This is a genomic window from Rhodococcus sp. IEGM 1306 (assembly GCF_036541985.1).
Classification (GTDB): domain Bacteria; phylum Actinomycetota; class Actinomycetes; order Mycobacteriales; family Mycobacteriaceae; genus Rhodococcus_F; species Rhodococcus_F qingshengii.
Map to the genome: position 1 here is coordinate 143220 of NZ_JAZHFF010000009.1, position 21148 is coordinate 164367.

The 21148-nt window shown below is 63.3% G+C and carries 19 protein-coding genes; 9 read left to right on the forward strand and 10 right to left on the reverse strand.

Going from position 1 to position 21148, the window contains the following annotated elements; all coding sequences use genetic code 11:
* Positions 1-153: 153 nt before the first annotated feature.
* From V3587_RS23905 to V3587_RS23940, 8 genes are all read left to right on the forward strand, one after another.
* Entirely contained in the window at positions 154-1593 is a 1440-nt protein-coding gene (locus V3587_RS23905; protein WP_003945984.1) for a uracil-xanthine permease family protein, read from the forward strand.
* An 89-nt stretch (positions 1594-1682) separates the two neighbouring features.
* Positions 1683-2585 carry an FAD binding domain-containing protein gene (locus tag V3587_RS23910; protein WP_007735487.1) on the forward strand — a complete coding sequence of 301 codons (903 nt, stop codon included), beginning with the start codon at positions 1683-1685 and terminating at the stop codon, positions 2583-2585.
* A 2-nt stretch (positions 2586-2587) separates the two neighbouring features.
* Entirely contained in the window at positions 2588-3232 is a 645-nt protein-coding gene (locus V3587_RS23915; protein WP_003946048.1) for a (2Fe-2S)-binding protein, read from the forward strand.
* Positions 3229-5751, forward strand: coding sequence for an aerobic carbon-monoxide dehydrogenase large subunit (gene cutA, locus V3587_RS23920; RefSeq protein WP_019746089.1), 2523 nt, complete (start codon positions 3229-3231; stop codon positions 5749-5751). The genes V3587_RS23915 and cutA overlap by 4 nt, the downstream gene beginning before the upstream one ends.
* Positions 5748-6419, forward strand: coding sequence for an SRPBCC family protein (locus V3587_RS23925; RefSeq protein WP_007735490.1), 672 nt, complete (start codon positions 5748-5750; stop codon positions 6417-6419). The genes cutA and V3587_RS23925 overlap by 4 nt, the downstream gene beginning before the upstream one ends.
* 281 nt (positions 6420-6700) lie before the next feature.
* Complete coding sequence (locus tag V3587_RS23930; RefSeq protein WP_007735491.1) at positions 6701-8800, forward strand: hydantoinase/oxoprolinase family protein; 2100 nt, start codon at positions 6701-6703, stop codon at positions 8798-8800.
* Positions 8800-10743 (forward strand): hydantoinase B/oxoprolinase family protein, encoded by a 1944-nt coding sequence (locus V3587_RS23935; protein ID WP_125052442.1) that lies wholly within the window; start codon positions 8800-8802, stop codon positions 10741-10743. The genes V3587_RS23930 and V3587_RS23935 overlap by 1 nt, the downstream gene beginning before the upstream one ends.
* Positions 10744-10757: 14 nt before the next feature.
* A complete protein-coding gene (locus V3587_RS23940) occupies positions 10758-11591 on the forward strand; it encodes an NmrA family NAD(P)-binding protein (RefSeq protein WP_003945973.1) in 834 nt (277 codons plus the stop codon).
* Between the two features lie 6 nt (positions 11592-11597).
* On the opposite strand, the gene V3587_RS23945 is transcribed toward V3587_RS23940, so the two are convergent.
* Both V3587_RS23945 and V3587_RS23950 read right to left on the reverse strand, forming a co-directional pair.
* Complete coding sequence (locus V3587_RS23945) at positions 11598-12608, reverse strand: YdcF family protein (RefSeq protein ID WP_050656900.1); 1011 nt, start codon at positions 12606-12608, stop codon at positions 11598-11600.
* Positions 12609-12630: 22 nt separating this feature from the next.
* Positions 12631-12798 (reverse strand): hypothetical protein, encoded by a 168-nt coding sequence (locus V3587_RS23950; protein WP_283377374.1) that lies wholly within the window; start codon positions 12796-12798, stop codon positions 12631-12633.
* 33 nt (positions 12799-12831) lie between these two features.
* Here V3587_RS23950 and V3587_RS23955 point away from each other — a divergent pair, with 33 nt between their 5' ends.
* A complete protein-coding gene (locus V3587_RS23955; RefSeq protein WP_283377375.1) occupies positions 12832-12978 on the forward strand; it encodes a hypothetical protein in 147 nt (48 codons plus the stop codon).
* A gap of 13 nt (positions 12979-12991) precedes the next feature.
* Here the strand turns inward: V3587_RS23955 and V3587_RS23960 are convergent, their stop codons facing one another.
* The 8 genes from V3587_RS23960 to V3587_RS23995 form a co-directional block, all read right to left on the reverse strand.
* Entirely contained in the window at positions 12992-14242 is a 1251-nt protein-coding gene (locus V3587_RS23960) for a reverse transcriptase family protein (RefSeq protein WP_283377376.1), read from the reverse strand.
* A 240-nt stretch (positions 14243-14482) separates the two neighbouring features.
* The gene (locus V3587_RS23965) at positions 14483-15424 is read right to left on the reverse strand and encodes an ABC transporter substrate-binding protein (RefSeq protein ID WP_283377377.1); all 942 of its coding nucleotides are present in this window, start codon (positions 15422-15424) and stop codon (positions 14483-14485) included.
* A 42-nt stretch (positions 15425-15466) separates the two neighbouring features.
* The gene (locus V3587_RS23970; protein WP_054187225.1) at positions 15467-16174 is read right to left on the reverse strand and encodes a class II aldolase/adducin family protein; all 708 of its coding nucleotides are present in this window, start codon (positions 16172-16174) and stop codon (positions 15467-15469) included.
* Complete coding sequence (locus V3587_RS23975; protein ID WP_003946051.1) at positions 16171-17325, reverse strand: LLM class flavin-dependent oxidoreductase; 1155 nt, start codon at positions 17323-17325, stop codon at positions 16171-16173. Before V3587_RS23975 ends, V3587_RS23970 begins: the two co-directional genes overlap by 4 nt.
* Positions 17322-18431 carry an LLM class flavin-dependent oxidoreductase gene (locus tag V3587_RS23980; RefSeq protein ID WP_283377378.1) on the reverse strand — a complete coding sequence of 370 codons (1110 nt, stop codon included), beginning with the start codon at positions 18429-18431 and terminating at the stop codon, positions 17322-17324. Before V3587_RS23980 ends, V3587_RS23975 begins: the two co-directional genes overlap by 4 nt.
* A complete protein-coding gene (locus V3587_RS23985) occupies positions 18428-19468 on the reverse strand; it encodes an ABC transporter substrate-binding protein (protein ID WP_283377379.1) in 1041 nt (346 codons plus the stop codon). Before V3587_RS23985 ends, V3587_RS23980 begins: the two co-directional genes overlap by 4 nt.
* Positions 19452-20294, reverse strand: a complete 843-nt coding sequence (locus V3587_RS23990) for an ABC transporter ATP-binding protein (protein WP_283377380.1) — start codon at positions 20292-20294, stop codon at positions 19452-19454. The genes V3587_RS23985 and V3587_RS23990 overlap by 17 nt, the downstream gene beginning before the upstream one ends.
* A complete protein-coding gene (locus V3587_RS23995) occupies positions 20291-21148 on the reverse strand; it encodes an ABC transporter permease (RefSeq protein WP_003946011.1) in 858 nt (285 codons plus the stop codon). The genes V3587_RS23990 and V3587_RS23995 overlap by 4 nt, the downstream gene beginning before the upstream one ends.

Consider the following 21148-nt stretch of genomic DNA (forward strand, 5'->3'; position numbering starts at 1 on the left):
CACCATTGTTGCCAATCTCGGTGAGTGGGTTCTGGCAGATTGTCATCACGTCCAAATCTCGGTCCTGCATTAGCGTTTCACTCCAGACACGGTGTTTGTGAGCTGGGGCACAAAGCATTTCGAACACCTTCCTCCTTTGCGAAAGGTCTCGTCATGCCGATCTGGACGTTGCACGGAGACGGAAAGAACATCGGAGCCGGCGAAGTGGTCGCTCCCGGCGAGCGACTCAGTTGGGCGAGAACCATCGGGTTGGGCGGCCAGCATGTCGTGTCGATGTTCGGCGCGACGTTCGTCTTCCCGATCATCATGGGCCTCAATCCTCAACTTGCCGTGATGATGTCAGGCTTTTGTACGCTCTTCTTCCTGCTGGTGGTCAAGGGGCACGTCCCCAGCTACCTCGGAACATCCGCAGCTTTTGTCGGTGGCGTTGCCGCCATTCGTGCCCAAGGTGGAACGACGGCCGAAGTGACCGGTGCGATTCTGGTGTCGGGGTTGGTTCTGGGATTCGTCGGCATCGCCATCCACTTTCTCGGCGGTGGCGTCATCAGTAAAGCGCTACCGCCGGTGGTCACCGGCGCTGTGGTGATGTTGATCGGCTTCAACCTGGCGCCCGTTGTCGCGGGGTTGTACTGGCCGCAGGATCAGTGGGTGGCACTGATCGTGATGGTTGCACTGATCGTGATGAGCGTTGCGCTACGCGGCTTCCTGGGACGTATCGCCATTCTCGTCGCGCTGGTTTTCGGCTACATCTTCTCGTGGGTCCTCGACCGGCTCTCCGGTCCGATCACGTCCGCCAGTGGTAGCGGCGCACCCACCGAGCACTTTCGTGTCAACTGGGATTCGGTGCACTCGGCGTCCTGGTTCGGGTTGCCGCCGTTCTCGGACGAAGCCAACGGGATCGTCGGTATTCATGCTCCCTCGTTCAGCCTCACATTCATCGTTCTGGTGCTTCCCGGTGTCATCGCACTGGTCGCGGAAAACGCCGGACACGTCAAGGCGGTCGCCGAAATCACGGGCGACGATCTCGACCCGTACATCGGACGCGCCATTGCCGGTGACGGTTTTGCCACCGCCATCGCCAGCGCAGTAGGCGGCTCCCCTACGACGACTCATGCCGAGAACATCGGTGTCATGGCTGCCACGCGGGTGTACTCGACCGCCGCGTACGTGATTGCGGGTTTCATCGCGATCCTGCTCGGCTTCTCGCCTAAGTTCGGAGCAGTCATGGCGGCGACGCCCGGCGGCGTCCTGGGCGGAATTCTTGTGGTTCTGTTCGGCATGATCGGTCTGCTCGGCGCCAAGATCTGGAAAGAGAACGGCGTCGACTTCGGGAACCCGCTAAATCTGATGCCGATTGCCGCCGGTCTGATCATCGGTATCGGCGACACGGCGCTGAAGTTCAGTGACACGTTCTCGCTCGGAGGTATCGCGCTCGGCACCATCGTCTTGATCGTGATGTACCACCTCTGCCGGCTCGTAGGGTCCTGGAACCCTGAACTGAACAGGCCGAAGTCCGGCAGGCGGCCGGGCGCAACGCCGGGGGCGAATGCGTCAGATGACGAACGCGAAGAGCCCGTGGCGCAGCTCACGTGATGCCAAGTTGAATGTATGCCAGGTATGACCCGTGACCGTTGTCACATCTGCACAAAACGTGAAGTGACTCATAGAGGCAGGATTGAGTAATGAAACCGTCGCCGCTGACTTATCACCGACCGTCCTCGGTCGAGGACGCGTGCCGAATCCTCTCCGAGGTCTCTCACGAGGGGAAGGTGCTCGCCGGTGGGCAATCGCTTGTGCCGCTGCTGTCCATGCGCCTCGCCGCGCCCGCCCACATCGTCGACATCGGATCGATCCCGAACCTCGCTTCGGTGACCTCGTCCGAAGACGAAGGAGTGCGGTTCCAGGCCCTGGCCACGCACTCGGTGCTGGCGGCCGACGAAGGTGCTCGTCGAGTCCAGCCTCTGCTGAACCGTGCTCTGCAGTTGGTAGCGCACCCCACGATCCGTAACCGCGGGACGAGCGTCGGCTCCATCGTCCATGCCGATCCGTCGGCGGAGATGCCGGCAGTCCTGACGCTGCTCGGGGGCAGCGTGACCGTCCAGTCGGTGCGTGGCACCCGCGAGATCGCGTCGACGGATCTCTTCGCCGGCCCTCTCGAGTCGAGCCTGGAATCAGACGAGATCGCGGTGTCGGTGTCGGTGCCCGCCGCCGAACCCGGCGTGGGAACCGCCATCGACGAGATCGCGCGTCGTCACGGTGACTATGCACTGGTCGGCGTCGTCGCCCGGATTCGCGTGGTCGACGGTCTGGTGACCGAAGCGCACATGACGTACGTGTCCGCCGGAGAGCTGGGGCAGGTCGTGGACTACACGAACGTGCTGGCGGGGGCGTCCGCGACGGATCAGCGAGACCCGCGGTGGCGCACCCTCGGGGAATGCGCCCGCGCGCAGATAGATACCGAGGCAGACATTCACGGGACGGCGGCGTACCGCTCGCAGTTGGTGTCCGCGCTCACGGCGCGGGTCGGCTTCGCGGCGGCAACGGATGCTCTCAGTGAGAACGCAGTACTGGCAGGAAAGTGGTGACAATGTCCAAAAACGATCGCTCCATCGATGATCAACTTGCCGAGCTGGCAGCAGATACCGGTGAGCACCATGTAGCTGTCACGTTCACGCTCAACGAGGTGACGAACACCGTCGTTCTTCCCTCCCGCACTCTGGCTTCGGATGCCATTCGTCACCACCTCCGTAAGACGGGCACGCACGTGGGTTGTGAACACGGCGTGTGTGGTGCGTGCACCGTGCTGCTCGACGGAAAGCCTGTTCGATCCTGCCTCGTCCTCGCGGCCAGCCTCGAAGGTCGATCGATCACCACCGTCGAAGGCCTCGTCGAGCCGGACGGCACTTTGCATCCGGTTCAGCAGGCGTTCAAGGATTGTCACGGTCTGCAGTGCGGATTCTGCACTCCGGGATTCGTGACGACCATCGCGGCATTTCTCGAGGAGAACCCCAACCCCACGCGGGAGGAAGCTACCGACGCGATAGCGGGAAACCTCTGCCGTTGTACGGGGTACCAGAACATCAGGGCGTCGGTTCTGCGCGCAGCCGAGATCAAGCGTGAACGGGCCGGGCAGTTCCCGCTCGGAATCGACGACGCGTCCACTCGGGAGGCGTTGGATCGTAAAGTGCGGGGAACAACGAATCCCGTCGGAGGACGGGCGGGTAAGGCATGAGTACTCCGGTCAAACCAGCAAAGCGCAACGGGGCGAAGCATCCCGCTTCCGATCATTCGACGGCCGATCATTCGGTTGCCGACGACGGCAAGTTCTTCGGCAAACCGATTCCGCGCGAGGAAGATACGCGTCTGCTCAGCGGGCAGGGGCGATACCTCGACGATCTGGGCCACAATGCGCTGATCGCGGCATTCGTCAGGTCGCCGCACGCCCATGCGCGAATCATCGACATCGACATCGATCAGGCGCTGGAAGTGCCTGGCGTACATGCCATCTACACCTACGAAGATCTCCTCGCGGACACGCCGGAAATGGCGGAGAACCTGCCACTGCTCATTCCTCATCCGGGAATCATCGCTCCGCGCAACGGGTATCCCCTCGCGAAGGACGAGGTGAAGCATGTCGGAGAAGCCATCGCCATGGTGGTCGCCGACAACCGGTACATCGCCGAGGACGCTTGCGCGAAGATCGACGTCACCTACGAGGCGCTGAAGCCTGTAGTGGGGATCGACGTCGCTCGCACCGCCGCCAACGCCGTCCACGCCGACGTTCCGGACAACGTCGCCGCTCACCTGCAGCACGGGTTCGGAGATCTGGATGCCGAACTGGCCGCCGCGCCGCACCGACTGACGCTGGATCTCGAAATCGAGCGTTCGGCTTCCATGCCGATGGAGGGCAAGGGCGTCTACGCACGTTGGGACGGTGACGAGAACACCCTCACGTTCTGGACCTCCACCCAGACGTCCACGTCCGCCCGCGCCGCAATCGCCGCGCGATTGGGGATGGCGCTGAACAAGGTTCACTGCATCGCTCCTGACGTCGGCGGCGGATTCGGCGTCAAGATCGTTCACCCGTGGCCCGAAGAAGTCATGATCACGTGGGCCGCTCGACGCCTCGGCCAGGCCGGTATCTCCTGCGAGGTGAAGTGGGTCGAGGATCGCCGTGAGCACTTCATCTCGAGCGCACACGAGCGCGGGCAGATCCAGAAGGTCGACATCGGATTCGACGACGAGGGTCGTCTGTTGGCGTTCGACTTCACGTTCTGGCACGACAACGGTGCCTACCTGCCGTACGGGATCATCGTCATGATCAACACCGCGACGCAGGTTCTCGGGCCGTACAAGCCGAAGTCGTTCCGGGTCAACGCCTATTCGCTGTATACCAACACCGTGATCGTGACCCCGTACCGCGGCGCCGGACGTCCGCAGGCCGTGTTCGCGATGGAGCGATCCATGGACGCCATCGCCAAGTACCTGAACAAGGACAAGATCGCGGTGCGGGAGGCGAACTTCATTCGCCCCGAGGACATGCCGTACGACTTCGGCCTGATGTTCCAGGACGGACGCCCGTTGATCTACGACACGGGCGACTATCAGGCAGGCATCGACAAGCTCAAGAAGCTCATCGACTGGGACGGATTTCCCGAGTACCAGAGGAAGGCTCGCGCCGAAGGTCGGTCGGTCGGAATCGGTATCGGTGCGTACGTCGAGGGAACCGGACCCGGACCCTACGAGGGTGCGCACGTCGTGGTCGAGACGTCTGGAAAGGTCAAGGCGGCAACTGGCTTGACGACGCAAGGCCAAGGCCATCAGACCGCGTTCGCCCAGATCGTCGCGGACGATCTCGGAGTCAAGGTCTCCGACGTCGAGATCGTCACGGGTGATACCCGCCGGTTCGGTTATGCCGTCGGCACTTTCGCCTCGCGTGGGGCGGTCATGTCGGGTTCGGCCTTCCATGTCGCGGCGCAGATGGTCGCGGAGAAGGCGAAGAAGATCGCCTCCGGAATCTTGGATCTGCCGGAAACCGAACTGGAACTCCGGGAAGGGCACGTGTGCAAGATCGGCACCGAAGCCGGAGTGGAGGGTACGTCCGTACCGCTGAGTGTTGTTGCCGTGCTGTCGAACCCGCTACGATATGCGTTCGACCGTGAGTCGAAGCTGGCCACCGGTTTCGCCAAGACCGACACGGACATGTCGAAGCCGCCGATTCCCGAGGGTGAGCAGCCCGGTCTGGAAGCAACCGGCTACTACTCGCCGCCCAGTTCTACCTTCGCTTCGGGAGTGCACGCGGCGATCGTCGAAACCGATCCCGTGACAGCCGAGATCACGGTCCGTCGTTACGTTGTCATCCACGACTGCGGAAACGTGATCAACCCCCGCATCGTCGAAGGTCAGGTCATGGGCGCCGTCGCGCAAGGTATCGGCGGCGCACTCTACGAGCGGATCGTCTACGACGAGCACGGGCAGATGCTCAACGCGTCGTACATGGACTTCTTGATGCCGTTCGTCACCGAGATGCCGGATTCGCTCGAGATGGATCACACCGTCACGCCGTCGGGACTCAACCCACTCGGAATGAAGGGTGCCGGTGAGGCGGGTGTGATCCCCACCAGCGCCGTCATCGCGGCTGCCATCGAGGACGCCGAAGGAATCTCGATCACGTCCATGCCCATTTCACCGTCCGAACTGTTCGAACTTCGACTCGCACACGCGGGTTCGTCATCAGAGGAGAATGCATGAGAATCGCCGGCACCGCGCAGCTGACGGCACCTCGCGAAGAGGTCTACGACAAGCTCCAGGACGGTCGTGTACTGGCCGCGACCATTCCCGGTGTGCAGTCGCTCGAGCAGCTCACGGACAATCACTACAAGCTCTCCATCATGGCGGGAGTTGCGTCGATCAAGGGCGTCTACGACGGCGAGGTTGTTCTGTCGCAACAGAATCGGCCCAATTCGTTTGTCATGACGGCTTCGGGGGCGGGTGCTCCCGGCACGGTGAAGGCGGACGTCACGGTCACCTTGACGGAGAACGAGGGTGGCACGCTGCTTTCGTATGACGCCGACGCCGTGGTCGGCGGGATGGTCGGCGGCGTCGGGCAGCGCATGATCACCGGTGTAGCCAAGAAGATGGCCGGGGTGTTCTTCAAGAGCATCGACGGCGTCATTGCCAACGGCATTCCCGAGAAGGTCACTGCCGCCGTGGCGGCGGCGGTACCGGCAGTGGCGGTCGAAGGCGCGCCGGTAGTTTCCGGAGCTGTCGCGGCACCGGCGGTTCTTCCGGCCGCTGCACCGACAGCGGGCGGCACAGATGCTCGCACGGTGATGGTCAGCGCCGTCGTCGGCGCAGCCATTGCTTTGTCAGGTGTTGCTATAGGCGGATTCCTGGCGCGTTCTGGTTGTCGCGAGTAGTTCGCGTAGGTGTCAACAGCTGATTCACGATGAGGGAAACGCCCCGAACCGACCAGGTTCGGGGCGTTTTTCACGTCCGCGTAACCCACTGGGGCGCCGGCGAAGATCCGCTCGTGATCGTGCGCCGAACCTTGGTCCCCCGATTCGCCGAATTGTGACAAAGAATCCGCTCTTCCGAACCTGTGGAATAGCTCTACACGTCAGGTACGAGCCACTTACCGGCTAGGCCGCAACCGTCGATCGGTACCAGACGAGACGAGCCAAAGATCTCAGGAGGAAGCGTGGAACCCAGGAAGATTCGGGTCGGTATCGATACCGGCGGAACGTTCACCGACATCGTGGCAGTGGACGACGAAACCGGCGCCATCGTCACCACCAAGACCCCGTCCACCCCGGCGGACCCCGCCGAGGGCTTTCTCGCCGGTATCGAGAAAGTGCTCGCCAAGCTCGGTGAGAGTGGCGACTCGATCGGTGCGGTCAGCCACGGCACGACCGTAGCGACGAACAAGCTGCTCGAAGGCAAGGTCGAGAACCTCGGCTTCATCACCACTGAGGGCTACGAGCACGTTCTCGAAATCGCTCGTCAGTCGGTGCCGGACGGTTACGGCAACTCGTACTTCTGGGTCAAGCCCGAACGCATCGTCCCCGCCGATCGTGTACGCACCGTCGGTGGACGCCTTTCCTTCGACGGCAGCGAGATTCGTCCGCTCGACGAAGAGAGCGTTCGCAGCGCAGCGCAGTTCTTCAAGGACCGCGGGATCCGGACCATCGGCGTCTGCCTCATGCACTCGTACGCCGATCCGACGCACGAGGAGCGCGTACGCGACATCCTCTTCGAAGTTTTCCCCGATGCGACGGTGAGCATCTCGAGCCAGGTGCTGCGTGAGTACCGCGAATACGAGCGGTCCATCACCACACTCGTGGACGCCGCGGTCAAGCCGAATATCCGCAACTACGTGAACAACATCGCGAATCGTCTGCGTGAGTTCTCGACCACCGACGGTGAACCCCGCGACATCCCGTTCTACGTCATGAAGTCCAACGGCGGTGTCCTGTCGGCCAAAGAGGTTGTTCACCAGCCTATTACGACAGTCCTGTCGGGACCGGCCGCCGGAGCCCTCGGTGCTGCGCTGATCGCCGACGCCGCCGGCGTCGAGCAGGTGTTGACCTGTGACGGCGGCGGAACGTCGACGGATGTCACCGTCGTGGTTCGCGGCGAGCCCGCGCTGACCACCGAAGGGCGAGTGGGCAACTACCCGTCGAAGATCCCGATGATCGACGTCGTGACCGTCGGCGCCGGTGGTGGGTCGATCGCGTGGATGACGCCGGAACACACCCTCCGAGTCGGCCCTCAGTCGGCCGGCGCCGATCCCGGACCGTTGTGCTACGGCAAGGGCGGCAGCGAACCGACCATCACCGACGCGCACGTCCTGCTCGGTCGCATCCCACCCCACCTGCTCGGTGGCGAGATTCCTCTCGACACGGAATTGGCACGCAAGGGCCTCGAAGAGCTTGCAACACAGCTCAGTCTGGGCTTCGAGGAGTGCGCGGTCGGCGTCCTCGAGGTCTCGGCGTGGAACCAGGCCAACGCCCTGCGTCAGATCACCGTCAAGCGTGGCCTCGACGTTCGCGACTTCACCCTCGTGACGTTCGGCGGTTCCGGCTCCCTGCTCGCCTGCCGTCTCGTCGACATCCTGGGTCTGAAAGACGTTCTCGTCCCGCTCAATCCGGGTAACGTCTCCGCGTTCGGTCTGCTGACGGTCGATGTCCGCAACGACTACGTCCAGACGCACGTCAGTCGTCACGACCGGTTGAAGGCTGAAGACCTGCAGAGCCAGTTCGACGCGCTGGCCGGCGAAGCCGAGATCGCGCTTGCCGAAGAGGGTTTCGACGAGACGCAGCGCAAGTACTCTCGCACTGCGGATCTGCGCTACCTCGGTCAGGCCTTCGAGGTACGCGTCCCGGTGGCGGAAGGTACCGTCACGACGCAGATCATGGACGACGCGGCCGAGGCGTTCCACCAGGCGCACCGCGAGCTGTACGGCTACGACTTCCGGGGAGACCCGTCGCAGCACGTGGAATGGGTCAACCTGCGCGTGAGTGGCATCGGCCCGATCAAGCGTCCGACGCTCAAGGAGATCCCGGCCGGCACCGGCGCCGACACCGCTCGAACCGGTTCGCGTCAATCGTATTTCGACAGCTGGGTCGAAACGGCCACCTACGATCGCACACTGCTCGGTGCGGGTGACGTCATCGAAGGACCGGCCGTGATCGAGGAGTTCAGCTCGACTGTCCCGATCCATCCCGGATTCTCGGCACGTATCGACACCTTCGGGAACATTCGTATCTCGAAGTCTTCCGACTCGAACGGAGTGAAGTGATGACCGCCATTCTCGATGCTGCTGCTGCCACCGCGGCCAAGCCGTACCGACTCACCGCTACCGACGGCGCGTCACCTGATCCGATTTTGGTCGAGATCGTCGCCGGTTACCTCGCCAGCGTGGAAATGGAGGTCGAGACCTCCATTTCGCGCACCTCGCGCTCACCGATGATCCGTGATGCTCACGATTTCCGCGCCGGTATTCACGACCGGAACCTCCGCAAGCTCACGGGCCGTTCGTATTCCGCGCTGGTGCATCCGATCGCCCGGGACTTCCCACTCGAGACGATGAAGCCGGGAGACGTGTACTTCCACAACGACGTCTACCTGTCCGAAGGTGGCATCGGCCATCTCCCCGACCTCTGCGTCACGGTGCCTGTCTTCGCCCGCGTCACTCCCGATGCCGAACCGAAGGTTGTTGCGTTCGTTCAGGCATTCGGTCACCACGACGACATCGGCGGTTGCTGCCCCGGCTCCATGCCGTCCGGCGCCACCACGGTGTACGAAGAGGGACTGATGGTTCCGCCGATCAAACTGTGGGACCAGGGAGTTCCCAACGAGGCGGCGCTGCGCATCATGACGCGTAACTCCCGCATGCCGGACGCCCTCGCAGCTGACCTCGACGCCGAGTGCTCGGCGTGCCTGATGGGTGCGCGTCGACTCACCGAATTGTTCGAGCGCTACGGCGTCGACACCGTCGAGTCGTGCTTCGACGCGATGATGGACGCGACCACCGAGACGTACCGCCGCGAAATCCTCAGCAAGATCCCGGTCGGTGAGTACACGTGGGAGGACTACGCCGAGCACGACGGCGTCGACGAGCCGATGCTCCACATCCAGCGCATCACGCTCACGAAGACGCGGCCGGAGGACGAGGGCGGCGAGCGACTCATCCTGGACTTCAACGGAACCGGACCGCAGGCAAAGGGCCCGATCAACCACTGCGGTGACTACGCGGACGGAAACTTCCTCATCAAGTGGTTGGCCCCGATTCTGCGTAACCTCGCGGACACCCCGGAGCGCATGGCCGAACTGGATGTCAACGAGGGCGTCGTACCGCTGATCGAGATGAAGTTCCCCGAAAAGGGAACACTGATCACCCCGATCTTCCCTGCCCCCACCAACGCGCGCACGTTCGTCATCCTCCGTCTGCTCGGAGTGCTGGCCGGCGTCGTCGCCAAGGCTGTGGACGGCAACATGCCCGCCGATCAGGAGACCATCAGGTACACCGGCGTTTACGGTGAGGACTTCGAGGGTCACTCGTACCTCATGCGTGAGGTGCTCGGCGGCGGTTCCGGCGGACGCTACTACGCCGACGGCGAGGACACGATTCACGTCGTTCCCGATTCACGGAACCTGCCGACCGAATTCACCGAGAGCCGTTTCCCCTTCATCGTCGAAAAGCTCGGTCTGGCCATGGATTCCGGCGGAGCCGGACGCTACCGGGGCGGCCTGGGATACGAGAAGCACATCCGCATGCTCAAGGATGCTCACTTCATGTCCATCGCGGACCGTTCGATCCTCGCCTGCTGGGGAGTCAAGGGCGGCAAGGCCGGTCGGCCGTTCTCCGTCGTCCTGGATCCGGGTGGACCGAACGAGCGTGAGTTCGACGCGCTGACCGATGCCGAGCCGATCAAGGCCGGCGAGGTCGTACGGATTCGCACCACCGGTGGTGGCGGTTGGGGAGATCCACTGGAGCGCCCGACCGAAGAGGTCTTGCGAGACATTCAGTGGCGCAAGGTTTCCGTCGAGGGTGCACGCGACGACTACGGCGTTGTCGTCATGATCGAGGGTGACGAGCCGACCGTCGACGAGGCTGCTACCACGGAGTTGCGGGATCAGTTGCGCTCGGAACGCGGTGAGAACGAGCCCTTCTTCGATCGGGGTCCGGGCTACGCGCAGCTTTCGGGTGGCGCCACCTCAGCGGTCTACGACTACGTCTAGGACGGAAAACTCTCATGGAGAACGGAATTGCTCGCGGCGCCGACATCGCGGTGATCGGCGCCGCGGGTAAGACCGGTGAGGCCGTCGTCGCCGCACTGCCGCCGAGCGTGACAGTTCGGCGACTGGTGCGAAAGGCGCGTGTCGACGGGGACTTCGAGGTAGAACTGGAAACCGGAAGCGGACTGCGCAAGGCGCTCGCCGGGTGCCGAGGCGTGTACTTCATTGCCCCGAACGTCCATCCCGACGAGCCCGCACTGCTTCGCAATGCGCTGACGGCAGCGGCATCGGCGGGAGTGGAGCACTTTGTCTATCACTCCGTCGCGTGGCCGTTCAGCCCGTCCATGCCGCATCACCTGGACAAAGCCAGGTGTGAGGACGAACTGCATCGTTCACCCTTGAAATGGACTGTGCTGCAACCGTGTGCGTACGCGCAGAATTTCGAGGCGGTACTCACGGGCCGATCTGACACCATCGTCCTGCCGTACAGCGCGGAAACGAAGTTCTCGTTCGTGAGTCTGGCGGACGTGGCGGCTGTTGCCGCGGTCGTACTGAGCGAGGGCTCGGGTGAACATCACGGAGCGACGTACGAGGTGGGCGGCCCGCAAGCTCTGAGCGTCATGGAGGTGGCACAGATGGTGGAAAAGCAGACGTCACGGACCGTCGCGATAGATCAGATCAGCGTGGATCAATGGCGCGAACAGATCGGCAGCAGCCTTGACGTCAACGCCAGCTCGCGTCTGGCGGCGATGTTCGAGTTCTACAACCACCACGATTTTCTTGCCGGCAGCGCGGCCGTCGAACTGCTTCTGGGTCGCCGACCGATGGCCGTCGAGAGCCTGATTCGCTGAATCCGGCTACGAAATGCCTCCTGCCGCCCAGACCACCAGTGGGGGCAGGGCGGCCAGGATCAGGCAGACCGTTCCGTTGAGCCACTTGTGCTCCACCGTGACGGCGGCGAACTCGCGCAGAATGGCGCTCGGCAGGTAGTACCGGGCGGTGTGGGAACCGATGACTTCCGCATCCAGATCGAGGCTTCGGGCAAACGTCGCAGTTCGGAGGATGTGGAAGTTGCTGGTGACCAGCACCATTCGAGGCTTCGTGGTGTTGGCACGGAGAAGGTCCCTGGTGTACTCGAGGTTCTCGAGCGTGGTGGTCGAGCGGTCCTCGAGAATCACGCTCTCGCGCGGTATCCCGTGATCGACGAGGTAGACGCACATTGCCTCCGCCTCGCTGACCACCTCGTCCGAACCCTTCCCGCCGCTCACGACCAACAGTGGTGAACGTCCTTCGCGGACCTCGGCGCGAAAGACGTCGGCCGCCTTGTCCAGACGGCTGGCAAGCAGGGGCGTCACGTCGGCGCCCGAAAGCCCGGCGCCGTGAACCACTATCGCGTCCATTCCGGGCTGGTACTTCTGGCGTCCGTAGACGTAGGAGTAGAGCAGAAAGCTCGTGAACAGAAACCCCAGGTACGACGCGACCAGGCTGAACGAACCGAGAACGACTGCGAGCCAATATCTCTGCGTCAGCAGCGCTGATGCGAGCAACACGTAGGGAACGAGCAGGCCGAGTCCGGCGACGAGTGAGAGCAGATTCGCGACGCTGAATCCCTCGCGCCGCAGCATCGTGACTCCGTTGACGATCAGGAATCCTGCAAGCATGAGCACCAGCAACGGCGAGAGCAGAGCGATCGTCGCGATGACGAACGACGGGACCTCGGTTCCCGGCGCACCCGACTGCAACATCCACAGACCGGTGAAGATCAGTCCGAGAAGTAGGTAGACGCCGTTGCTCAGCCTCCGTCGATCCTGCCTGAACCGGTAGCCGCAGAATCCGAGCAGCGCGAGGCCGATGAGGAGAAGGATCACGGAGCCAGCCTAGGCGAGGCGCTTACGACACGGGCGCCACCACCTTCGACTGCTGGATCGCGGACAGGACCCTGGTACGGCACTCGATGAACAGTGGGTCTGCCTTGGTGGTCAGTTGATCTCGAGCTCCGGTCAACGGGACGTCGACGATGTCCTGCATCAATGCCGGAGTTCCGCCGAGGACGACCACTCGATCGGACAGTTACACCGATTCGTCGACGTCGTGGGTGACGAGGAGGACGGTGATGCCAAGATCACGCTGAAGCGTCAGCAGCAGGTCTTCGAGTTCCGCGCAGGTCTGCGCATCGACGGACCCAAAGTGGGTGCGGACATGGAGGTCGAATGCATGGCCTACACCCCGCGGTTCTGACTGCTCGCGGGCACTAACCGTCCCAATCCACACGTTCAGCCAGGCGCAGCAATGTGCGTCGGCGTGTAGTGCTGGTTTCGCCGATGTGCGCGATCCGGCCGTAGATGTGGGCGCGGAAGTTCTCCACGCCATCCCGATTCTGTTCCTGCGCAGAAGTACTGGCGGCATTGTGCAGCAGGGCGCGCAAGCGATCGTAGTCGTCGCGCGGATACGAGGGTTGGTCGTTGATCACCAGCCCGGTGAGGTGTTGGCGTCGATGAGGGCGCATCACCTTGATCTTTCGTGGATGGATGGCAAACCCTTCGTCTCTGGCGATCTGCTCGACCGTCCAGAGGAGGGTGCCGACGTCGGCTACTTCGATTCCAGAGAACGCGAGGTCGTCGGCGTATCGGGTGTAGGTGAGCCAGTTCGCTTGTGCGAGTCCACTCAAGCGGATGTCGAGTTTGCGTGCGACGAGATTCGCCAGCGCAGGAGAAGTGGGTGCGCCTTGCGGAAGATGCGCGGTGCGTAGCTGTGATGCCTGTGCATACGGTAGGCCGCGCAGGGTATCGGCAGGTGTTGCAACAGTGCACAATCCGGTGAGAACGCCTGCCACTGCGGGTGGATAGCCGAGGGCGGCGAAGACGGCATGAACGCGGCTGCCGCTGATCGACGGGAAGAACTGCGCGAGGTCCGCGCCGATCACGATTTCCGACTGTGCGTGCGGAGCTGCAAAAGTCAGAGGGCTTCGACCACGGACAAATCCGTGTGCCGCGTCGTGCGGGGGCACCAGGTCGAGGATGCGGCGCAGGATCTTCCGCTGAATTTCGCGCAATCGGGGTTTCGGTACCTCGAGGAGGCGAGCGCCGGCCTTCTTGCTGATCTGCATCGGCCGGTAGTGGCGTAGCGGTCGGGGTTTCGTGCGGAGCCATTCCCCTCGGTCGGCGAACCACTCGAGTTCGGAGATCGTCAGATCCAGTGAACGAGCCAGGTCCACACTGGTGTTGTAGCGGGGAACGTCGAACCGCCACACCGAGGTTTCATTGGTGTCCAGTGAGAGAGGAACAGGCCGCAGGCGAGGTAGTTCGCGAAGCAATCGATACAGAGTCTGCGGTTCGAACGGTGGAGCGGGCATGAGGTCGAGAACGCGCACGGCCAGGAGCGTCGGGGAAACGCCGAAGACGGTTCCGAATGCCTCCTCGAGGCCGCTGAGGGTCCACGGAGTGTCAGCGGCCGCAACGGCCAGACGACGCGCCAACTCGGGATCGAGCTCGAAGTCACGCATGATTCGACTCCGGGATGCGACGGGGCGGGGTGACCAAATCCTTTGTCCGGTGCGGCGGCAAGCACGCGGAGCGTGCCGAACGCCGGTGGACGCAGTATCCAATTCTTCTGGCCGACCCAGGGGTTACCCCTGAGACTGGTCGCGTGGACCAACTCTCACCCACGCGCCGCCGCATTCCTTCACAATGGCAGACCGTTCGGTATCTGTCACGTGTGAAGCGGATCTGTCAGGAGTGGGTCCTCAGATCGACGAACGATCCGAACCGACGAACTCGCTGATCCACGGCACGACTGCTTCGCGGACGGTGACCCCCTTCGGCAGTAGTCCGTTGCTCAGCAGGAGATCGGCCGCGCGCTGCTGCTCGTCCAGGAACTCGTCGGTGACAGGGTTGACACCGAAAGGACGTCCGCGCAGTGCAGCTTCCCAGGCATCGAGGCTCGCGGACCCGCCACGCTTCTCGACGTCGTCGACGAAGACCTGGGCGGCTTCGCGGGGGTTGGCTTCGATCCAGGCGTCGGATTCCTGCAGGGCCTCGATGATCGCCTGGAGGGCCTCCGGGTTGGTATCCGCGAAATCGCGCCGGGTGAACCACAGTGAGGGGTGGCTGAAGAGTCCGTCGGTGGCGATCAGCGTGCGCAGTTCGTGGTTCGCTTCGATGTCCGTCAGCCCCGGGTACGCGCCAACCCAGGCATCGATGGTGCCGTCGACGAGGTCCGCTCCACCACCGCGTACGTCGGTGTCGACAGGGACGATGTCGGACCAGGTCAGCCCCGCCTGATCCAAGGCGAACAACAAAAGTGTGGTCTGCCACGATCCGTGCGCGATGCCGACGCGCTTGCCACGCAGGTCCTCAACCGTGTTGATCTCGGACTCTGCCTTGACTACCAGGCGCCCGTTCTCCACGCGGGGGCCGGAGATTCCGATGTAGACGAGATCGCGGCCCTGGGCCAATCCGGTGACGGGCGGCGTGAATCCGGTTCCGATCACGTCGTATCCGCCCTCCTCGAACAGCCAGTCCGAGTGCAGGGTCGGCAAGGCGTTTTCCGGGTTCACTGCAGGCTTGGCGGGAAGCTCACGCAGGTCCACCCACTCGACATCGGGGAGACGGCGTTCGAGGATTCCGGTGTGGCGCAGTACGAACAGCGAATTGTTGTGTGGGAAGTATCCGACGCGAACGGTCATGAGATCTACGGTTTCCTGTTCTGAATCAGTGATTGGGGGTGGCTAGATGAGGCCGCGTCGACGCGCCTCGTCGGCGAGTCCGCTACGGCCCCACTGCACGACGAGGTTGGATGGATCGAATTCAACCGAACCGCCGAGGGATTCGGCGATCGCCTGGAACTGGGCGCCTTCCTCGAGGAGGACGACGAACTTCGCGAGGTCGAGCAACCCGCTGCGGCCGATGACGTTGACCCCGCCGTTGGCTTCGAAGATCGCCACCAGATCGGGATCGTGTTCGAGACGCTCGAGAATGAAATCGCCTGCAGAACGGGACCGATCGATGTGCGGCGGAATCTCTCGGGAGAGCGTCAGCCTCTGCGAAGCCGCATAGCGGATGGGTAGCGTCCGATGTGTCTGTGCCCAACCGCCGAGCCACGGTGTGTGGATGTGGACAACGCTGGTGATTTCCGGATGCTGACGGAAGACCGATGCGTAGCCGGTGACAAATCCGGCCGATCCGTTGCCGGACAGCACCTCTCCATCGAAGGTGGCGACAACCGGTGACACCGACGGATCGTTCGCCCACGGTCCCGGATCGTTCAGGGCGACCGCGATTTCGGTGCCGGGTACTCGTTCGACGAAGTTGACGGTCCCGTTGGCTGCAACGGTTCCGGTCTTGCGGAAGACGTCGAATGCTTTGTCTGCTGCTTTGCGAGCTTCTTCGACGAATGCTGCGGTTTCGGTGTCGAGTCGAGTTTCGGTGGTGGTCATCGAGTCTCCAGTCCAGAAGGTGTGATCGGGGTGCGCTGCAGGAGGGGAAGAACTTCTTCGCCGACGCGGTATGCCTCTTCGAGATGCGGGTTACCGGCGAGGATGAAGGCGTCGACGCCCAGTTCGCGCAGCTCGTCGAGTCTTTCGGCGACCTGCTCGTAACTGCCGACCAGTCCGAACGCCGGTCCGCCGCGGATGAGGCTGAAGCCGCACCACACGTTGGGTTGCACTTCCAGATCTCGGTAGCCGGTGATGTGTTCGGGTACCCAGCCTTTGATGCGGGCGGCGCCCACCGAGTCACCCTGGGCTGCACGGTCGGCGGCCCCCTTGTCGACGAAGGCCCAGCCTTTCTCGATCTCGGCCCACGCGGCTTCTTCGGTGTGCCGGGCTACGACGTCGATGCGTACGGCGAATTTCGGCGTGCGTCCCAGTTTGGCCGAGTTCTCCCGCACGCCGTCGATCTTGGCTCTCAGATCGGCGTACGGTTCCAGCCAGGAAAGGTAGTAATCGGAGTGCAGTCCGGCGGCGGCGACGGCTGCGGCCGAAGATCCGGAGAAGTACACCTCGGGAAACGGTTGGCCGGCAAGCCCGGGTGGCAGTGCAGCGCCGTGGGTTTGGAAGAAGCGACCGTCGAAGTCGAAAGGTTCACCGTCCCACACACCTTTGAGGACATCGAGGAACTCGGACGTCCTGGTGTAGCGATCGTCGTGGTCGACTTTGTCGCCCCACCACAGCTGAGGCGCTCCGCCTCCACCACTGATGATGTTGTAAACCAGACGTCCGCCGGTTGCTCGCTGCAGACTGGCCGACATCCGCGCTGCCTGTACCGGGTGAAGGAACCCCGGTTGGAACGCAACCATGAAACGGTAGGTGGTGGTCTCGGCGGCCAACGCTGCTGCGGTCGCCCACGGATCCTCGGTCATCGGGAAGGACGGCAGAAGTCCACCGAGGAACCCTGCGGACTCGGAAGCCTTTGCCACCGCTGCCATGTGGTCGATGTAGCTGTATCCGTCCAATTCGCCGCCGCGGATCGCGGGAGCAATGTTGCCCGGCCCGTATCCACCGGCATCGCCGCGGTTGTAGCGACGCGGAGTACGCAGCGACGCGTGGTCGCCTTCCATCCCGATCCGCCAATAGAAATCGATGCTCATGCGGTGGCCTTCTCTTCTGTGGTGGCCTTCTCTTCCTTGCGAATCCGACCCTCGGGATCGACCAGGTGCAGGAGATGCTCGCCCGCCCGGTGCAGCTCTTCGATGTGTGGCCGACCGGACAAGACGAAACCGTCCACACCGATATCGCGATACGACGACAATCGTTGGGCCACCTCCTCGTAGCTTCCGACGAGGCCGATACTGTGCTCGTAGCCGATGCGGTCGAATCCGGACCACAGGATGCCGCCCCGATCGATCTCGAGTGCAGCGGAATCGGCTTCTCTCAGTTGCCGTTCGACGCGAGCCCAGGCTTCGTCCGCTGTTTCCCTCGCGATGATCGGGATGCGCAGGACCTTCTCGACGGTCCTGCCGAGTTCGGATGCTCGGTCGTCGAGGGTGGTGATCCGTGTCGACAACTCGTCGCCGGCAAGGGTGAACTGATGGACATCGGCATGGTGGGCCGAGAGTTCCAGAGCTTCCGGTGAGTCCCCGGTCAGATGTACTCGGGGAAAACGGAGTCCCGACAAGATGCCTCGGAATCCGCCGCCGAGTACGTCGTAGTATTCGCCGTCGAAGTCGTAACCCGTGCCGCCGAATCCGCCAGGGAGAATTTGCTCCTCGTTCCATACGCCACGGGCGACGGTCAGGAACTCCGCGGCGCGCGCGTAGCGGTCGGCTCCTCGAACCACGTCGCCGCGAGCAGCGGCGTCTTCGGGGTCCGTCTCTACCTTCACTCGCCATTCGAGACGACCTGCCGACAGGCGCTGAAGTGTCGCCGACATTTTGGCGGCGTAGACGGGGGTGCCGAAAGTGGGGTGAAACTCCACGACCACTCGCGAATGACGCGTCTGACGTAGGGCGGCGGCAGCAACGATCCAGGATTCTTCGCCATTCGGATCGTACGGTGCGACAACGCCGTTGACGCCCGACAGTTCGGCGGCGAGAACGATCTGTGCCAATTCGTCGAAGGGCCCGAAGTTTCCGGGACGAACATCGGTCGCAACGGTAGTCGGTCGCTGCGGCCCGAAGCCGCCGCGACTGTTCAGCGCGGCCACTGCTCGGCGTCCGTCACCGCGCGAGGGCAGCTCCCAGTAGACGTCCGTCATTCTGCTGTGCCCTTCGTCGCAACAAGGTTGCGTGCCTGTTCCAGTGGTTCGTGCGCCACCCAGGACTGCAGGTCGAAGTCGGCGGCAAGGAAGCCGTGCGCATACAGGAATTGCTTCTGCACCCCGAGCAGGTCCACACGCTCGTCAGACAGGCTCAGATGCAGTCCGGTGTGGAAGTTCTCGCCGTATGCTGCCACCACACCTTCGGGCCCCGACTGTGTTTCGGTTTGCAGAACGGCTCGGACCTCGTCGATGTTGGCTGCGGCCCAGTCCGCCGCTCTCAGGCTCTCGGCAAGGAAACCCACGACGATGTCCGGGCGCTGTTCGAGTAGATCGGCGTGAACTGTGATCGGTCGTGGGGTGCCGTTGTTGATGCGATCACGCAGGGAAGCAGTGGAATCGAGATCGACGGCCACCGCGAGACCGTGTTCGCGGGCAACTTCCTGGGCTCGGGCGCCCTTGACGTAGATTGCGTCGACGTCGCCGCGTAGCAGGGATTCGACGCCCCACGTCGTGTTGCGGGTGGACGAGGCGGTGCGGACCTCGGGGGCCGCCGTCGTCGCAACCTCGACGAGAGTGACGTCGGCAAAACTCAACTCGCCGAGTCGAAGTGCGGAGGCGAAGCCGTGCAGGGCCATGGCACGGGGGAAGCTCCTGGCCTGATCTGCCGCCCAGGCCGGGATGCCGATCCGAGCGCCTGCCAGAAGACCGGCTTCTCGGATGTCGGAGTCTCCGCGCACCAGGATTGCCTGGGCCTCGTCGATCCAGGTGAGCCCGATGAGCCTCGTCGGAGAACCACTGGCACGCGCGGCCAGTGCGGGGACGTTGCCGCCTTCGCGAATGAGTCCGGAGAGGTGGTGATCGAAATGGCGCACTGCCAATTCCGGTCCGGCATCTTGCAGTACGCCGAAACGCACTCCGGATTCGTTTGCCGTCCGGTCGAGCCAACCGAGACTGTTGGCGAGGCCGCTGGCGGTGGGAACGGGGCAGCGGGTGTACCAGAGTGTGTCGATTGCGGAATCAGCGATCAATGTCATGACTGTCCTGTCCGTCGGGGAAGGTGCGACCGACGCCGAGTTCCTTCAGGAAACTCGCTCGGTAGCGCAGAGATTCGGGATCGTTCCGATCGCGGGGGCGTGGTAGGTCGATGTCGACATCCAGGGCAAACCCGCCCTTGTCGAGGATGAGCACACGGTCGGCAAGTCGTACGGCTTCGTCGACGTCGTGCGTGACGAGCAGTACTGCCGGACGGTGGCGGGCGACCAGATCGCCTACCAAGTCTTGCATTTGGAGCCTGGTCAAAGCGTCGAGGGCTGCGAACGGTTCGTCGAGCAGTAATAGTTCAGGTTCGCGAACCAGAGCACGAGCCAATGCGACGCGTTGGGCCTCGCCGCCGGAGAGGGTGGCCGGCCAGGCGCGGTGCTTGTCCGCGAGGTTGACCTCGGCGAGTGCGTTGCGTGCATTGTCGGTGACCTGACGTGACCGTTTCTGTCCGACTGTGACATTGGCCAGAACTCGCTTCGACGGGATCAATCGCGGTTCCTGGTAGACAACCGTGCGGTCGCGCGGAACCAGCACCTCGCCGCTGTCCGGTGCTTCCAAACCGGAGAGCACTCGCAACAGGGTCGTCTTGCCGGTACCGCTGGGGCCGAGGAGAACGACGAACTCGCCGCGCGTGATCTCGAGGTCGATACCGCCCAGAACAGTCTTGTCACCGAACGACTTACGCACTCCGGTGAGCGAGACCGCTACCGGTGATCCGGCACGTCGCTCGGCCGCAGTGGTGCCGGTCCGCTCACGGGCTGCCAACGGCGGCAGAGGTGCTTCGGTGGATGGCAGCGAGCCGATGGTTGTATTCGTCATCGCGCCACCGACAATCTCCGCCACGGCATGGAGTACCGCTCGATCAGTCTGACGATTGCGTCAAAGATGAGTCCCAGTGCCGCGTACATGACGATGCACAGAACCATGTAGTCGGTGCGGTTGTATTCCTGCGCCAGGGTGACCAGATATCCGATGCCCTCACGTGTGCCGACCTGCTCGGCGGCGATCAATCCGGTGATGCTGAGCGACAGGCAGATTCGAAGCCCCATCAGAACACCGGGGAGGGCGGTCGGAAGAATCGCTCCGAACACCAGTCGCCAACCCGTCAAGCCGAAACCTTGTGCCGCTTCCACCATCTTGCGATCGACTCCGCGCACTCCCAGGTAGGTGTACGCGTACATGGGGGCGACGGTCGCGACGGCGATCAGGACTACCTTGAAGGTTTCGTCGATACCGAACCAGGCGATGAACAACGGAACGAGCGCGAGGAACGGAACCGCGCGGTTGATCTGCATGGTCGAGTCGATCAGTTCTTCGCCGAGCGAGGAGAGACCGGACAGAACCCCGAGCACCAATCCGACGATCACACCGACCGAAACACCGAGTGCGGCACGTTGAAGCGACGCGAGACCGAAGTCGACCAACTGACCCGACTGGTACAGCTCGGCGAATGCCGTCCACACCGCCGGAGGTCCGGCCAGGATCTCTTCGCGGATCAGTCCGGTAGCGGATCCGATCCACCATCCGGCAACCAGCAGCGCGGGCACGAGGAAGCGGAGTGGGATCGAGACCCACTTGGGCCTGCTGCGATTGCGGCGGTAGCGGGGCGTTTCGAGTTGCGGATGCTCCACTGACGGCGACGCAGTTCGTGCGGGCCGGGTCAGCGTCACCAT

What these genes read in the sequence shown, in the direction of transcription:
- V3587_RS23995 (WP_003946011.1), bottom strand. Translation starts at nt 21,148, where the DNA reads ATGGTGACGCTGACCCGGCCCGCACGAACTGCGTCGCCGTCAGTGGAG.
- V3587_RS23965 (WP_283377377.1), bottom strand. Translation starts at nt 15,424, where the DNA reads ATGACCGTTCGCGTCGGATACTTCCCACACAACAATTCGCTGTTCGTA.
- V3587_RS23915 (WP_003946048.1), top strand. Translation starts at nt 2,588, where the DNA reads ATGTCCAAAAACGATCGCTCCATCGATGATCAACTTGCCGAGCTGGCA.
- V3587_RS23980 (WP_283377378.1), bottom strand. Translation starts at nt 18,431, where the DNA reads ATGACGGACGTCTACTGGGAGCTGCCCTCGCGCGGTGACGGACGCCGA.
- V3587_RS23940 (WP_003945973.1), top strand. Translation starts at nt 10,758, where the DNA reads ATGGAGAACGGAATTGCTCGCGGCGCCGACATCGCGGTGATCGGCGCC.
- V3587_RS23935 (WP_125052442.1), top strand. Translation starts at nt 8,800, where the DNA reads ATGACCGCCATTCTCGATGCTGCTGCTGCCACCGCGGCCAAGCCGTAC.
- V3587_RS23970 (WP_054187225.1), bottom strand. Translation starts at nt 16,174, where the DNA reads ATGACCACCACCGAAACTCGACTCGACACCGAAACCGCAGCATTCGTC.
- V3587_RS23905 (WP_003945984.1), top strand. Translation starts at nt 154, where the DNA reads ATGCCGATCTGGACGTTGCACGGAGACGGAAAGAACATCGGAGCCGGC.
- V3587_RS23910 (WP_007735487.1), top strand. Translation starts at nt 1,683, where the DNA reads ATGAAACCGTCGCCGCTGACTTATCACCGACCGTCCTCGGTCGAGGAC.
- V3587_RS23990 (WP_283377380.1), bottom strand. Translation starts at nt 20,294, where the DNA reads ATGACGAATACAACCATCGGCTCGCTGCCATCCACCGAAGCACCTCTG.
- cutA (WP_019746089.1), top strand. Translation starts at nt 3,229, where the DNA reads ATGAGTACTCCGGTCAAACCAGCAAAGCGCAACGGGGCGAAGCATCCC.
- V3587_RS23975 (WP_003946051.1), bottom strand. Translation starts at nt 17,325, where the DNA reads ATGAGCATCGATTTCTATTGGCGGATCGGGATGGAAGGCGACCACGCG.
- V3587_RS23925 (WP_007735490.1), top strand. Translation starts at nt 5,748, where the DNA reads ATGAGAATCGCCGGCACCGCGCAGCTGACGGCACCTCGCGAAGAGGTC.
- V3587_RS23960 (WP_283377376.1), bottom strand. Translation starts at nt 14,242, where the DNA reads ATGCGTGACTTCGAGCTCGATCCCGAGTTGGCGCGTCGTCTGGCCGTT.
- V3587_RS23985 (WP_283377379.1), bottom strand. Translation starts at nt 19,468, where the DNA reads ATGACATTGATCGCTGATTCCGCAATCGACACACTCTGGTACACCCGC.